This window comes from Paenibacillus sp. FSL R7-0179 (genome assembly GCF_038002265.1).
In the GTDB taxonomy this organism is placed as follows: domain Bacteria; phylum Bacillota; class Bacilli; order Paenibacillales; family Paenibacillaceae; genus Paenibacillus_AQ.
On sequence record NZ_JBBOCC010000002.1, the window covers coordinates 3,021,437 to 3,037,015 of the forward strand.

The 15,579-nt window shown below is 54.3% G+C and carries 12 protein-coding genes; all 12 read right to left on the reverse strand.

The window, feature by feature from the left end; translation table 11 throughout:
- Positions 1–6 precede the first annotated feature (6 nt).
- Entirely contained in the window at positions 7–897 is an 891-nt protein-coding gene (locus MKX63_RS29405) for a carbohydrate ABC transporter permease (RefSeq protein ID WP_341022177.1), read from the reverse strand.
- A 199-nt stretch (positions 898–1,096) separates the two neighbouring features.
- On the reverse strand, positions 1,097–2,473 hold the full coding sequence (locus MKX63_RS29410) for an extracellular solute-binding protein (protein ID WP_341022178.1): 1,377 nt from the start codon (positions 2,471–2,473) through the stop codon (positions 1,097–1,099).
- Between the two features lie 92 nt (positions 2,474–2,565).
- On the reverse strand, positions 2,566–3,027 hold the full coding sequence (locus MKX63_RS29415) for a GNAT family N-acetyltransferase (protein WP_341022179.1): 462 nt from the start codon (positions 3,025–3,027) through the stop codon (positions 2,566–2,568).
- Positions 3,028–3,197: 170 nt separating this feature from the next.
- Positions 3,198–4,037: a membrane protein insertase YidC gene (yidC, locus tag MKX63_RS29420; protein ID WP_341022181.1), complete on the reverse strand. Its 840-nt coding sequence runs from the start codon at positions 4,035–4,037 to the stop codon at positions 3,198–3,200.
- 30 nt (positions 4,038–4,067) lie between these two features.
- Positions 4,068–4,298 carry a hypothetical protein gene (locus tag MKX63_RS29425; RefSeq protein WP_341022183.1) on the reverse strand — a complete coding sequence of 77 codons (231 nt, stop codon included), beginning with the start codon at positions 4,296–4,298 and terminating at the stop codon, positions 4,068–4,070.
- A gap of 107 nt (positions 4,299–4,405) precedes the next feature.
- Positions 4,406–5,080: a hypothetical protein gene (locus MKX63_RS29430; protein WP_341022185.1), complete on the reverse strand. Its 675-nt coding sequence runs from the start codon at positions 5,078–5,080 to the stop codon at positions 4,406–4,408.
- Positions 5,081–5,192: 112 nt separating this feature from the next.
- Positions 5,193–7,394 carry a DEAD/DEAH box helicase gene (locus MKX63_RS29435; RefSeq protein WP_341022187.1) on the reverse strand — a complete coding sequence of 734 codons (2,202 nt, stop codon included), beginning with the start codon at positions 7,392–7,394 and terminating at the stop codon, positions 5,193–5,195.
- Positions 7,391–8,710, reverse strand: a complete 1,320-nt coding sequence (locus tag MKX63_RS29440; RefSeq protein ID WP_341022188.1) for an ATP-binding protein — start codon at positions 8,708–8,710, stop codon at positions 7,391–7,393. Before MKX63_RS29440 ends, MKX63_RS29435 begins: the two co-directional genes overlap by 4 nt.
- Before the next feature lie 9 nt (positions 8,711–8,719).
- Complete coding sequence (locus MKX63_RS29445) at positions 8,720–10,465, reverse strand: TerB N-terminal domain-containing protein (RefSeq protein ID WP_341022189.1); 1,746 nt, start codon at positions 10,463–10,465, stop codon at positions 8,720–8,722.
- Positions 10,466–11,263: 798 nt separating this feature from the next.
- The gene (locus MKX63_RS29450) at positions 11,264–12,883 is read right to left on the reverse strand and encodes a response regulator (RefSeq protein ID WP_341022191.1); all 1,620 of its coding nucleotides are present in this window, start codon (positions 12,881–12,883) and stop codon (positions 11,264–11,266) included.
- Positions 12,880–14,700 carry a cache domain-containing sensor histidine kinase gene (locus tag MKX63_RS29455; RefSeq protein WP_341022192.1) on the reverse strand — a complete coding sequence of 607 codons (1,821 nt, stop codon included), beginning with the start codon at positions 14,698–14,700 and terminating at the stop codon, positions 12,880–12,882. Before MKX63_RS29455 ends, MKX63_RS29450 begins: the two co-directional genes overlap by 4 nt.
- 30 nt (positions 14,701–14,730) lie before the next feature.
- Positions 14,731–15,579: a carbohydrate ABC transporter permease gene (locus tag MKX63_RS29460; protein WP_341022193.1), complete on the reverse strand. Its 849-nt coding sequence runs from the start codon at positions 15,577–15,579 to the stop codon at positions 14,731–14,733.

Consider the following 15,579-nt stretch of genomic DNA (forward strand, 5'->3'; position numbering starts at 1 on the left):
CCTTTACTATTCGAATTGTCGCTCAAGCCGGTTGAAGATCATATTAATGATGCCTGTAAAAATCAGACAGACCACCACGAGGAACGTCGCAATCGCGCTGCCGTAGCCATACTTGAAGGATAAGAAGGAGCTGTTATACATATGGGTGGAGATTACATCCGTTGCATGCGCCGGACCGCCGCCAGTCATGACCATCACCAGGTCGAAGGCTTGCAGGGACCCGATAAACGCCAGGATTATCGAGATTTTGAAAATCGGAATGATCAGCGGAAGCGTAATATAACGATCCGCCTTGAAGCCGTCCGCTCCGTCAATCCGGGCCGCTTCGTACAGCTCGTCGGGAATGTTCTGCACCCCGGTGTACTGGATCAGCAGATGGTAGCCGAAATATTGCCACAGGGAGACCAGATACAGAGAATACATGGCGATATTAGGCTCGGTCAGCCAGTTATGCGTCCAGCTCTCCAGCCCCAGGGACACCAGCACACCGTTCAGCATGCCCCCCATCGAAGTAGGATTATAGATGGTCTTCCAGAGTTGTCCAATAATAACGACCGATAAGATGACCGGCGTGAAGTAGATCGACACCAGCGTGTTGGCTCTGCGCAGATAGCGGTTAAGCAGGATCGCCATCCCCAGACAGAGCGGGATCTCCAGCATGGAAGCCACAGCATACAGCAGCGTTCTCCGCACAGAAGGCCAGAACACCGGGTCATGCCAGAACATATTCTTGAAGTTGCCGAAGCCGACAAACTGAGAGGTTGTCAGACCGTCCCACTGCAATAAGCCGGTGTATAATGAGACCAGTATGGGTACGAATACCAGGCACACATAGAGCAGCAGACACGGCACTATGAAGACGGCGATTGTGTATGCCGGCACCTTAAGGACTTTCATCTTTCCCGCCTCCTAATCAAGCAGATTCTTCTTTGTCTATTAATTCATAATATTAATGATTAATGTCATTAACTTATTAAAGTGCATGATAAACCCGATGCGAAGTAGCCTGATCGGCTTGCTTCGCATCGAGTAGAACAGCTTTCCATTTGCAGTAACGATCTGGCTTAAGTTACGTGGACATTTGAAACTAAGCGGCTTATTTGTTGGCTTCGAACGCAGCCTGATGCTCTTTGGCTACCGCCTTGGAATCCATCTTCTGGACGAACAGGTTCTGGATACTGCTGAGGTGGACCTGTGCAGTTGCAGGGTTCATGGTGTTATCGAATGCCAGGTCGCCGCCCTTCACTTGGTTGAACAGTCCGGCAATGTTCACGGCCAGATCCGAGTACCCGGCTGCCTTGAGGTCGCCGTCTACCTTTTGGCCGATCCCTACAGCGTTCTTCAGCTCAAATTGCTTCTTGGGATACTGGGTGCCGAAGAAGTTGAGGAAGTCCTTGGTTTCCTGCAGATGCTCACTGTTCGCAGATATAGCGAAGGCGCTGCCGGGGGCGAGCATGAATTCGTTGGGATCGCCTTTGCCGTTCACTGTCGGGAACTGGAAGGCCCCTACTTTACCGGCAACCGGGGAAGCATCAATCGCGCCAGTCTCCCAGGAACCGATCGACCACATAGCAGCTTTGCCTGTTTTGAAAATATTTCCGCCCGCATTGGCATCAATAGAGGTGGCACCGTCAGGGAAAGCGCCCGCTTGAACCAGAGCCTGGAAGGCATCAACCGCTTCGACAAATGCAGGATCTTCAAAGGTCTTTTTGCCATCGAGCACATCCTGCAGGAAGCCGGGGCCGCCGTTGGTGCGCAGCAGAATGTTCATGAACAGGAACGAGCCGGTCCAGGAATCCTTTTCGCCTATAGCCAGTGGTGTGATGCCCTTATCCTTCAGGATCTTCACATCCTTCAGCATCTCCTCGAAGGTAGTTGGAGGGGCCGCGATGCCGGCTTGGGCGAACAGGTCTTTATTGTAGTAGACGACTTCAATGTTGTTGCCGTCGGGGATGGCATACACATTATTGTCGAAGCTGTAGTAATCGAGGAGGCCCTTCTGGTACGTGTCCTTCAGGCCATTCTGTTCAAGCATGTCGTTCAGCGGAGCGAATAATCCGGCATCCACAAACGGTTTCATTTGCGCTGCCGGGTTCACGATGGTGATGTCCGGCACTTCTTTGGAGGCAGCCTGTGTCTTCAGCTTCACCTTCTGCTGGTCCGTATTCAGGGTGTCGAGTTCAATTTTCACATTGGGATGCTCTTTCATGTAGGCGTCCGTAAGCTCACGGATCATTTTGTAGTTGGGCGTTGCGGGATCGGGGTAGATGTTCTGGAAAGTAAGCGTTACCTCTTTGTCCTTCGGTGCGTCTGTAGCTGCGGCATTGCCGCTGCCTGTGGCGGCGTTCGGTGCGGCGGTGTCCTTAGCCTTGGTATTGGCGTTGTTGTCTGAGTTCCCGCATGCGGCAAGGCTAACTGCCATTAGCGCGGCGAACGCGACGGTAGCGGTTTGCTTCATTTTTCTGTTGACCATTCATTAAAGCCCCCTCTGTCGTGATAAGCTAATTATCATCAGGGGGAGCGTTTCGGGCAAGGTGGGAACTGCAGAAATGAGGTTTGTTTTTTCTAGGGTGTGCTTGGGCGGGCTTCATCCGCCAGCTCTTTCTCTAACATCTGTTCATCGTCTTTGACATAGCCGCAATCTTCGTAGGTCCGAATGGCCGCAGCGTTCCTTCTGCCCGTCAATACCTTAACCCGTTTCACTCCACGCACTCTAAGCTCGTCTTCCAGACAAGTGATAATGGCTCTGGCAGCTCCCTTTCTCCGGGCGGTATCTTGCACATAGAGTTCTGTAATTTCTCCATAAGGCTCTTCATAGCAAAAAGAATACAGGCTTTGGGCGCAGCCAAAACCCACGATGGTACCGTTCAATTCAGCTACAGCAATACATTCGTTACGGTTAGTATGTAGATGTTCAATAATTTGGGCCGGGGGTCTGCGGACGCCGCCGTTGAACTCTTGGTTGAGTCCCGACAGTGCCTCAGCATCTGCTATGGACGCCAGCCTTACCCTTATAAGTGAATTCATTTGGAGTCACCTCGTGTATTTATATATAGTCATTTATGTTTGCTCGACAAGAAGCTGTCCCAGAAGCCATGAATTGACTGCTTAGGACAGCTCTTAAATAGGAGTAAGATTTACGTAAGCACTTGGGTGGACGCTCCGCAAACGAAACGTTGTTTAAGCGGAATCCAAGATCAATCTTCTACACTTGCAGAAAGATTATTCCCTGCTAAGTCCGGCTTCGCGTACATTTTATTCAGAATGACCGTCTGCACGATAATGAATATCCCGCCAACCACCCAATACAGCGGCAACGCTGCGGGTACCTGAAACGAGAACAGGCCCATCATGACCGGTGACAACCATCCCATCCAAGACAATTGGTTGCCCGGGCCTTGCTGATTCTGTACAGCTGCGGATTGCGATACGCGGAACTGCACGTAATAGACCGCAGCGGCAATAAGCGGCAGAATCATATCTGTGGTCCCCAGGTTGAACCACAGGAAATCGTGTGCGGCAATCTCGGGGGTACGGCGGATAGCGTAGTAAAAGGCCAGGGTGACCGGCCATTGGAGCAGCATCGGCAAGCATCCCATATTTAACGGATTGAACTGATGCTTCTGGTAGAGCTGCATCATTTCGGCTTGCTGCTGTTTTACGGCATCCGCTCTGACATCGTTCTTATACCTCTCCTTCAGCTCCGTTAACTCCGGCTGGAGGACGGCCATCTTGGCTTTCATGGCCATTTGCTTCTTCGTCTGATTCATCATTAACGGCAGAATCGCAAGCCTGATGATGAGCGTCATAAGCACAATCGATAAGCCGTAGTTTCCTTGGAATGCATTCCCGAAGAATTGGATTAAATATGAGAACGGATAGATAAAGAAGTGATTGAATATCCCCGGTGAATCCGCAAGAATCGGGCTGGCCTGAGATGCTGCTGAGCAGCCGCTAAGCAATATGGCCGGAATAAGTCCTATCGATAGGACGAGAATGGGCTTGGCCCATTTTGGATATAGCTTCATCTTGTTCATGGTTGTCCTCCCTAATTGAATGTATGGATCTCAATGTGGGGAAGGACGATTGTCTTCGTCATCAGGTGCTTCTCTTCGCCTGGCGGTTCGAGCGATCCAGCGCTGAATGCTGCTCGGCTGCGACAGCCTGACCGCTACCGACCAAGTTAAACCGGGTGCAGCCAGTTCATAGCCCCAGTGGATCTCCTGCATAGAAAAGTAGGTGAAGGGAATCGACACTACCGAATAGATAAGAGCGATGGAGAATGCCAATTGAATCAAGTCATAGAAATGCTCCAGTCCGGTTCACCTCCGCCTGTATGCGTCATAATGGAATTTGAATAATGATTAAACATCTATACGTCAGAGTGGCGGTGCGGTTCCACGATTCAGGGTAATAGCTCTAATTCTTGAAGAACTTCCTTTACGTCACAGCTGGAATTCAAGATATGAATCATCTCTTCCGTAATGGGGAGATCCTCGTAGATTTTTGCAACCACCTCTAAGGATAGGGATAATTCAAAATAATCTGTTGCAAATTCCACAAAATCCTCTGGTGTATGGAATATACAGCCCAATAAAAAATCAGAACCATCGCTTGTACCTTCTGGAATCTCAACCTTTCCTTTGTGCCAGCTGGTGTCACTGTTTTTATGCGAAATACAAAAAGTCACATCTTCTTTTTCAATTGCCTCATCTTCAAGTAATGATAATAATTCCTTTGGGACGTCATCATAAATCCCTTGCCATACTTTATGTTCATCTTGGGCATACGGGCTTAATTCAGATTCGTGATCGAAGCCTTTTATGATGGTGCCTTCATTGGAAAACAAAATAAATAGATGATCTCCTGCTCCATTATCTATTTTCGCCATAGACACACCCTCATTCCAATCTTGAATAAAGCTATGGTAACGAAGCCACTCCTCCTGGCAAAGAATAATATTCAGTGAGGCTTGGAATTTCATTAGCTTTTGTAGCATTGTTGGATTTGGTAAACGCTCTAACGCTTTTGCTTCCATAGAATCCTCACCCACCCCATAATATTTACCTATATTTACCATTTACTCGTGTATTTCCGTGGATAAACAAGAAGCAGCTGATCACGATTAGGATCGACTGCTTCTTGTTGTATAAGCGAGATACATCTCCGTATATTCGCTATCGCTATATCTATTATACCGGAGGCTGCTTCCACTGTTTGACCACGCTGACCAGACCCGGCACATCAAGGCCATCGAGCGAAAAAGCTTTGAGCAGCAGCTCATGCGGGATGAACTCATCGTATTTGCCGAGATAAGGGGCTTCATCCGGCTTCAGGAGCGTGAGTGCATCCGTAGCCGCAGCGGTCTCGGCGATGATCTCATCCTCCAGCTTCTCTGCATCCACTTTACCCGCGACCACCATATAGTAAGGTTCCATAGGCACGACCGAACGCAAGCCAAGAGGTTCCTTCAGGTTGTTCTTGAGCAGGCGCTCCAGGGTACGGAACTGGCGGCTGCCTGCCCACGGAAGGATGAACATGGAATCTCCCCCGGCTGGCAGAACCGAATGCGTCAGCAGTCCACTCTCCTTGGCGAGCCTCCGGGCCCGTTCCAGTCTGGCGGCCGCACTTGGCGCAAGGTAAGGGTATAGGGCCGTAGATCCTAATACTTCGCGAATCTTCGTCATGATCCGGGTATGCACATCTCCGCCTGCACCGAGCCATAGGGTGTCCACTTTGCCGCGTGAGCCTTTGACATAGACAGCCTTATGACGGTTGTCCACCTCTTCGACCTTCCACAGCTTGCCTGCCAGTGTGAAGCAGTAGCCCGGAGGCGGAACGGTGGTAATGGACCCTATCTCCTCCGTCCCGTTATAGACGACATGCTCTTCATCGTCTTTAAAAACCGCATAGAAGCGAAAGTTGTTGACGATCTTCTCGCCCGCCATCCCGATCAGAAGGCTGCCCTCATCCATCTTCTCGATATGGCCCATGCCCAGCATGTACTCCATGAAGTCATCATAATCAGCAGGATCGATGCTGCGGAAGGACGGCAGGCTCAGCACAGCCTCCTTCAAGTCCTCCGGCTCTGCTTCCCCCATGCTCTTCAGAATGCTCATCGTCTGATGATACAGGAGACCGGCCGGCAGCTGGCGCACGACCAGCGGCTCTACCCATTTCTCGCGTACGTACAGCTCGATTACGGCTATGGCCCGCAGCAGCGTCCACGGCATGCGCGCCGGGAGCTGCGCCTCCTCGTCCTCCTCCTCGGGCGTGACGAAGATCATCTCGGAGGCTGCGTCCCCGCGCCTGCCCGAGCGGCCCAGCCGCTGCACGAAGCTCGCGCAGCTATAAGGCGCGCCGAGCTGGAGCACCCGCTCCAGCTCGCCCAGGTCAATCCCCAGCTCCAGCGTCAGCGTCGCTGCAGCTACAGCCGGCCCCGCACCGTCACGGAGCGTGGCCTCGGTCTCCTCGCGCAGCATAGCGGAAATGCTTCCATGATGCACATGGAAGACATCCCGCTCGCCGCGCTTAGCGGCAATGCGCCGCATCTCCAGGATGGCCTCTTCGGCATCGCTGCGGCTGTTCGTGAAGATGAGCGCCTTCTTGACATGCGTGTGATCGTAGATGAACCCGTAATACGCCTGTCGTGCCCGCTCCAGGTGCTCGGCCTCCTCCTCATTCCGCGCATCCGGGAACGAGAAATGCTCCACGCTCAACCGCAGCTTGCGCCCGCCCTGCGGGGCGCTGACCTCCACGCTCTCGCGCGTGCCCGCCGCCAGCCACTCCGTGACGGAGGCGTAGTCGCTTAAGGTCGCAGAGAGGCCGACCCGTCGCGGGTGACAGCCCGCCATCCGCGAGATCCGCGCCAGCTGGCTCAGTACCTGAATGCCGCGGTCCGCACCCATGAAGGCATGGACTTCATCGATAACGATGAAGCGCAGATCATGGAACAGGGCCGGGATCGCATTCGGGCGGTTCATCAGCAGGCCCTCCAGCGATTCCGGGGTAATCTGCAGCACTCCCGAAGGGTTCTGCATCAGCTTGGTTTTGTCCGCCTGCGGCACATCGCCATGCCAGTGCCAGACCGGAATGTTCCCTTCACGCAGCAGATCGTTCAGCCGCGTGAACTGGTCATTGATCAGCGCCTTCAGCGGCGCGATATACAGGATGCCTACAGAGGCAGACGGACGCTCATACAGCTCCGTGAGCGCCGGAAAAAAGGCCGCTTCGGTCTTGCCTGACGCCGTCCCTGAAGCGATCAGCAGATGATGCGGCGTGTCAAACAGCACCCGGCAGGCATCGACCTGCGCCTCGCGCAGCGTATCCCAGCGGTTCTTATAGATGAATTCCTTGATGAACGGGGCCAGCCGGTAGAACGGGTTATCACTCATAGGTCGAACTCCGCCAGGAAGCCGTCCAGCTCATTCTGCTCGGTCTCGGCAGGCCGCGAAGTCCGCTCTCCGACCAGCTTCCCGAATGAAAGCTCCGGATGCTGGTGCAGGGTATGCAGCAGATCCATGAAATCCCGTACCACCTCGCGTGCGGTGAGCAGTTCATCAGCTCCCAGCCGGTTGACCGCCTCTTCCATGAAATGCACCAGCTGCTCCTGCGTCAGTCTTGCTTCGTATCCGTAGTGCAGCGCGTGGATATCCCGCAGCTTCTGGAGCAGAATCAGAATCTCTTCATGGGATAGCATGTCCAGCGCGATAATCGGCCCTGTGTAATTGTTCAGCCCGCTGCCTGCATAACGTCCGGCCACCAGCCGGGAACGCAAGGCCTCATAGCTGAACAGTCCGCGCCGGTGGTCCTCCACGAACTGCGGCGTACCGCCAATGAAGATGCCCAGCCGCTCTGCCTTGCCTTGCATCGTATCATTGAACATGGTCAGCAGCTTCTCGTAATTGCTCTGCCGCGAGATGCTGTTGGTAATCTTGTAGAGGTTCACCCCTTCATCGATGAACAGCAGCAAGCCCTTATAGCCGATGGCTCCGGTGAATTCCGCCCACAGCTTCATGTAGTCATACCAGTTGTCATCGTCGATGATGACACCAACGCCGAGCGCCTTCCGCGCTTCCGTGCGGGTCGGGAACTCTCCCCGCAGCCAGCGCAGGGAATCCTGCTTCAGTCCGTCATCGGCCAGCTTGTGCCCGTTCCAGTAGGAGGCCAGCACCTTGGCGAAGTCGAAGCCATGCACCAGCCCGCGCATCTCGGAGGCTACCGAATAGATGCGCTGCTCCACCTCATCGCCCAGCTCCGGTGCATCGGGGCCGTAGCCCTTCTCCTGCATCACGGCCTGCTGCAGCGTCATGATCCACTTCTGCAGCATAATTTCCAGCGCCCCTCCATCCGGGCGGGTTCGGGTCGAGAGATGGCTCATCAGCTCGCGGTAGGTGGCGAGCCCCTGGCCCTTCGTGCCAACCAGCCGCCGCTCCGGCGACAGGTCGGCATCGGCAACCACGAAGTCGCGATCCATCGCATAGTTGCGGATAATCTGGAGCAGGAAGCTTTTGCCGCTGCCGAATTTGCCTGTAATCAGCTTGAAGGCGGCTCCGCCATCAGCGATGTTCTCCATATCGCGGAGAATCGCCTCCACCTCCGGACGCCGGCCGACAGCGATATGTTCAAGCCCGATCCGCGGCACGACTCCCGCTGTCAGCGAATTGACGAGTGCGGTGGTCATCCGCTTCGGTATTTTGAGTGGGTTCATTTACGAATTTCACCTCTTTATATAGTCCAGCATGGATAGACATTCTTCGGTCAGCTCTTCCCCGTCGATGATGAGGTCTCCCAGACTGTCCATGGCCAGCTCATTAATCTCATCGTAGAGCAGCTCTGCCATCGTTCCTGCTCCCGCAGCCAGCCGCTGCACCTTCGCAGAACCATCCTCCTCTGCCAGAGCCAGCACGGCCTCCCGTTGCAGCGGAGTCAGCTCGGAGGCGAACAATATCCAGCGGTCCGCTTCGCTATCAGAGGCTGGCGGCAGGGAAGCGGTTAGCTTCTGTATTTCAGACGGGTGGTTACCTGTAGGGTCTTCATGGCCCCGCTTTATCCGCTCACCACCAACCATCGCAACCGCTTGCTCTTCAGCTCTTGCAGAGCTACCGGAGACACTTTCCGCATTTGCTGATACCGCTGATTCAACTCTTGCATCCGTATTTGCGGCGCTTCCATGCGCATCTGCACCAGTTCCAATACCGGCCAATCCGGCTTCTCCAAGTGCTTCTTCAGACTCAATTGTCCATTCCGCATCATCTTCCTGACCCGGTTCCCCGGTGTCCTCCACCGTAAGCAAGGAACGCACCACCTCGGAGTCGCTTGCCAGCTGCTCCAGCTTCTGCTGGTCAATGACCACTGCCGGTCCCTTCTCCTCCTGCTCCGCCTTACGGAATTCACGCTCCAGGAACCGGGTGACGAGATCATCCATATCGGCATCGACCCGGACATCCTTCAGTCTTCCCCGGTAGCCCATCAGCGCCCGCAGCTTATTCTCGGTCAGCCGGAACAGGCGGGTAATCAGGCTGCGCAGCGGTGGGGACTTGCTGACCCGTATAACAGGCACAAGAACAGAATAGCCATGCAGGGAGATATCGTATACCGCACTGCGGAACAAATAACGTTCACGGACGACAGGCGGACCCGGCGGGAACATCGTGATCAGATTCGAGCCGTGCTTCCGCGCGACATAAGCATCAATTAGCGCTACAACCTGGGGAATATAACGATCCGCAGCGATTTTACCCTCGCCGGTGTAGAATTTCGACTTGCTGATATCATAGTCTGACATCACACTCAGTACTAGGGTGCTAAGCTGCTCCGGGGCAGCCGACAGGCAGCGGACCAGTTCAAGCTCAGCCAGATCCCCCGCCAGCCCGCGCGAACGGGCCACAATCTCTGATAACGGAATATCCAGCTTATGGACAAAAGAGAAATCCGCAATCCACCCGCCAAGGTACTGATCCAGACGTTTGTAACTGTCGCGGTAGGCCTCCCATAGCAGATTGAGCTGACGCCAGCCTTCCAGAGGCTCGTCCCAGCCCACGCCGTTAATCAGCTCATAGATATGCAGGAAAATATAGGAGAGATCGGTCTTCGGATATCTCCCCTGCCGGACTTCATCCCGCCAGAAAAAATACCATCGGCTCTGCGCGCCGGTCATATGCCCGTAGGTAGGCCAATAGCTTTTGAACGGGACGAACAGCGCCGCTGGCTCCTTATGCTCTACAAGCTCACGTGCACGCTGGACGAACTCACTCTCTGTAGTGGTTACCGGCTCCACACTCTCTTCCATATCCCAGAGCTCGAGCTGGACTGTATCGTAACCGGACGTCTCCTTCTTAACCGGCTCTGACTTTGGCTTCCGGCTGCCTTCATCTACAGTACCGCGCGGCGGAATCGCCACATTCCGCTCCGTACTCTCCCAGACCAGCTCCGAGAAATGCAGACCCTGCCTGTCTTTAGCCATGCTTCATCGCCCCACCCGTATGTCTTGGTAATTCTCACATTATATCATATACCCTATGAAGCGGCTGCAGCCGTTCCAGACTCTTACTCCCCGCCCGCTCTGCCGGACTGAGATTCTGTTATGCTGAACAAATCAGGCAAATATGACGGTCAAACGGCTCCACACAGAATCCCTTAAATAGACAATATCGTCTCATTTCAGGGCCGAATAACCCAAATAAGCGCCTGCCGGTCCGCTTGGGCCTCATAAAGTAGCTTTTTGAAGAAATAACGGATTCTCAGTCCGTATCACCGTGAATCATCACAGTTTCTGTCTATGAAGTCGCACAGTCGCACAACAGGAATCCACCTGCCTCAGATTTCCCGCCATAAATCAATAAAAGACCCTGAGAGACTAACTCCTCAAGATCTTGGATGAGAGCGCCTGTCACCGCACCGCAACTTAATGTTACTTGCCGGGCAATGAGAACGTTCGTTTGTGTCTCCATAAGAATATACTATACTCACCCTGCGGGCTGCAATAGCGGAGCAAGGCTGCAGGTGTTTACTATATAAATTGAACTAAAAAATTCAAGTTAAAGGAAAAGGGGCGGAGGGGAATTTTGGAACTGTAGGAGCGGAAGCGACCGCCTTTGTGTTTGAATTTCTACCGCATAATGCGGTTTAATTCAGGAAATTCAAATACAACAGCGGCCGGAAGTCCAAAACTTCTCTGGAGTCACGGCTATTCCCAAAACATAAAAACCAGTAGTTCAATTTATATAGTATGTGCACCTGCCCTTGCTCCGCTATTGCACCCTCACCCCTTCAAATAATCACTAGGCCTGCGCCCAGTAATCATTTTGAACACTTGGCTGAAATAGGCGGGATTGTTGAAGCCGACCATCTCACTGATCTCATACACCATATGCTGGCCGGATTGCAGGAATTCAATGGCCCGGTCCACCCGGTACTGGTTCAGGTAGCTGACGAAATTCTCGCCGCTGATCCGTTTGAACAGCTGGCTTAGATACTTTGGGTGCACATGCAGCTCCTGCGCAAGGCCCATGAAGCTGATCTCTTGGGTATAGTGGGCTTCCACATAGCTTTTGACGCTCTCCACCAGCCGGTTCTTCTTGACGTTCATCTCGGCAAAAGCTGCGGTCAGAAAGGCCGGGATCATCTGGCCCATCCACTCCGTCAGGCTTCTCCAGGTATAGTAGCCAGTCACCGCCTGCAGGAATTCGGACATGCTCATAGGTGGTGTGCGGCCGGGACAGCAGGCATTCCAGTAATACATTAATGTAGTGAACAGCCCGACACACACCGTCTGTATATCCTGAATATTATTCTGGTCATCCTGCCGGAGCCTGCCGAAGATAATCTCCCAGGTCTCCCATATTTTCGAGGAATCCCGGCACAGCAGCACCTCATTCCACTCTTGGAGCAGCCGGGAATAATCCTCCAGCGTCCACGGATTGGAACTCACGCACGGCTCATAGGCGTAAATGGGGCTGGTCTCCTGAAACTCTGCGGAAGCAAGCGCCTCTCTGCTCTCCAGGTACGAATCGATCAGTTCATGGATGGCCGGCTTGACCGAACCGATACCGGCATAGGCCTGAAGCTGAATGTAATTGCGGATCTTATCCATCGTCTCCTGAACCACTTCCTTCAGAACGGGGATCGGCTCTCCCGCCTCACGGTCCAGCAGCAGCACTACCAGCAGATCGTCGGAGTAGTCCAGCACATGCCCCTGCACAGAGGGATGTCCGGCAAGCTTGTGCTGGAGTGTCTCCCGGCAGATATTACCCGCTCCGAAGCGCAGCAGCTGCCATTCGCGCTCCTTCAGCTTATGCAGCGGCGAAGGCCGGTTAAGCTGGATACTGGCCGCCGCCAGCCGCTGCGGACGGGTAATCTGCAGATATCCGAGCCGTTCCTCAGAGCATTCCTCCGCACTGTAGCGGGTGGTCAGCAGCTCCATAAGCAGGCGTTCCCGCAGAAAAGGAAGCGTACGGCCGATCTCCTGCTGATAACGCTCCTCCAGCCGCTTCTTCTGCTCTCCCGCATCCAGATCCAGCAGTACAGCGCGGAGCACAGCTTCGATCTCGTCTACCCTGGCCGGCTTCAGCAGGAAATGACTGACGCCCCAGCGCATCGCCTGCCGGGCATTCTCGAATTCCTCGTAGCCGCTCAGAATAATAACCGGCAGCTCCGGTGCCAGCTCCCTTAGTGCCTCTGTAAGCTCCAGCCCGCCCATGCCCGGCATATAGACATCGGTCATCACCAGATCGGGGGAGAGCCTACGGAACAGCTCCAGTGCTTCATGGCCGTTGACCGCTGTTCCAGCCAGAGTCAGGCCCAGCTTCTCCCAGCCCACATGTCTCGTAAGGGCTTTCAGAATATGCGGGTCATCATCTACGAGCAGTATGGAGCGGCTCATAGCTGATCGCGCAGCAGCCGCTCCAGCTGCTCCTCCGTCTCAATGACTGGCAGCGTAATCATAGCCGCAACCCCTCTCTCCGGCCGGTTGGCCAAGTATAGTCCGTACGGTTCTCCGCAATACAGCTGAATCCGGCTCATCACATTCCGGGTGCCGATGCCGCTCACCTGTTCCATCGACCAGCCTTCCTCTAAGCCCCGGCCGTTATCCAGCAGCGTAATTTGCAAGTAAGGCTGCCTTCCCGGCGTCTTCATCTCTTGCACCTCCAGGTGAATCTGCAACGGGCCGGAGCCAGGCTCCCTGCTGCCATGAATAATTGAATTCTCAATCAGCGGCTGGAGAATGACCTTCGGAATGAAATAACTCCGGACCGCCGGGTCCGCAATCGATTCCGTGTACTCGATGGCAATCGGCAGCCGTTCCTGCTGGATGCTCACATAACACCGCGCATGCTCCAGCTCGTCGCGCAGACGAATGAGCATTCTGCCGCCGCTCAGGCCGATGCGCAGCATTTTGCCCAGTTGGGTGATCATGTAGCTGATATCCTGGGCCTCGTAATCCATTGCCTTCCAGTGAATCATATCCAGTGTGTTGTACAGGAAATGTGGCTTGATCTGGGCCTCCAGCAGCCCGGCCTGCGCCTCCCGCTTCGCGGCGCTTGCTTCCCGCTCGCTCTGCACCAGCTCCTGCAGCCGGTTCACCATGTGGTTGAAGCCGTAAGACATCTGCGTGTATTCCTCCGTCAGCGACTCACTCATACTGGCCCGGAAATCTCCGCGCTCCAGCTTCCGCATCTCCTGAATCAGCCTGCGTACCGGACGGATCATATTACGAATGAAGAAGTACGCCAGCAACGCCGACAGGAGCAGACAGAGCAGTCCGATCCCGATCACCTGCCTGTCCGCCTTACGAACCTCCTGCAGCAGCTCACGCGTCGGTATGACCTGGACCAGCCGCCAGGAGATCGTGCTCGGTCTGGAGAACAGGACGAGATAGGACTGCCCGTCCTTTTTCAGCAGCTCATAGCCTTCATTGCCCTCATACGTATGCTGGTTAAGCCACTTGGCCTCCAGAACAGCCTTGTCCGCAGCCGCCGCGCCGTTCTCTTTGTTAACCAGCAGCAGGAGATTGCCGCTTGTATCCACCAGATGGATCTGGCCGTCCAGCACAGCCGGAATATCCTTGAACTGTTTCAGGATATCGTCTGCGGACAGCCTGATATAAAGGTAGCCGATCGTTTTGCCTTCATTTCCGAACAGATGCTGAATATGGCCGATCAGATAAGGCTCATCATCGCCGCCGCTGCCCTCCAGGGGAACCCAGAGCGAATCCGCCTGCTTCAGCTGGGGATACCAGCTCTCGTTCTTAATCGAAGAGACCGGAAAGACGAGGTCCGTGGAGCTTTGCGGCACCCCGCTGAACAAATCACTGTAAATCTCAATGGAGCTTACCCCTTCGTTCAGCACCAGCGAGTGCTGGAGAATCTCCGTAATCTCCCGCCTTCTGGAGATCATCTGATACTTGGAAGCAGGCGTGTTCTCAAGCCCCTCAATAACGCTCTTGTTCGCTGCAATGGAGTAGGCGGTCCCCGACACATTGGTCATGAAGTCGAAGCCGCGCTTCGTACTCTCATTCAGCAGCGCAAGCCTGGTCGTACTGATCTCGCGGAAGGTTACGTCCGAGAAGGTCCGGTACGCCAGCAGGACAATGAATCCGAGAAAAATCAGATTGAACGTGATAATACTGGCCGCCATCAGCGTGGAGAGCTTGCTCCGCCTGATCCGCAGCAGCCAGGTGCCGAGTATTCTTTTTTGCATCTGCCCCATCCCTATGCTTTTCCCACGATTCTATCCTTTCAGACCGGATGTCGCAATTCCTTCGACGAAATACTTTTGCAGCGTGATGAAGAGAATGAAGCATGGCACGAGCGACAATACCGACATGGCGAACATCGGGCCCCAATCCGACTGCGAGCTGGAGTCCAGGAACAGCCTTAGCCCGAGCGGCACTGTGTATTTTCCGATATCGCTAAGGAAGATGAGCTGGCTGAAGAAATCATCCCAGGTCCACATAAAGGTGAAAATCATCGTCGTGATCAGCGCAGGCAGCGCCAGCGGAATGATAATCCGGCTGAAGATTTGAACCGGCCCGCAGCCGTCAATCGTTGCCGCTTCGTCCAGCTCCTTCGGCAAGCCGCGGATGAATTGTACCGTCAGGAAGATGAAGAAGCCGTCCGTTGCCATCCACTTGGGCAGAACCAGCGGCGCGAAGGTGTTCACCCAGCCCAGGCTGTTAAAGAGGATATAACGCGGGATAAGAGTCACATGCAGCGGCAGCATAATCGTCATCAGCATTAGCGCGAAGCCCAGTGCCTTGAACCGGAAATTCAGCCGCGCGAATGCATAGGCTGCCATGGAGCAGGTGATGACATTGCCAAGCACTGCCCCCAGAGAGATCAGAGCCGAGTTCTGCAGGAACTTGGCGAAGGAGCTGCCCTGGAAGCCGAACCAGCCGCTTACATAATTATGGAAGTTCCACTGCCGGGGCCAGAACCAGATTTCCGAGAAAATCATATTCGCCGGCTTGAACGAGCTGCCCACCAGCCACAGCACCGGGTACAGCATGACAAAGGCGATTAGACAGATGATGAAGTGCTTGAGCCAAATGGCACTTTTCGATGCGCTGCCTGTATCCAT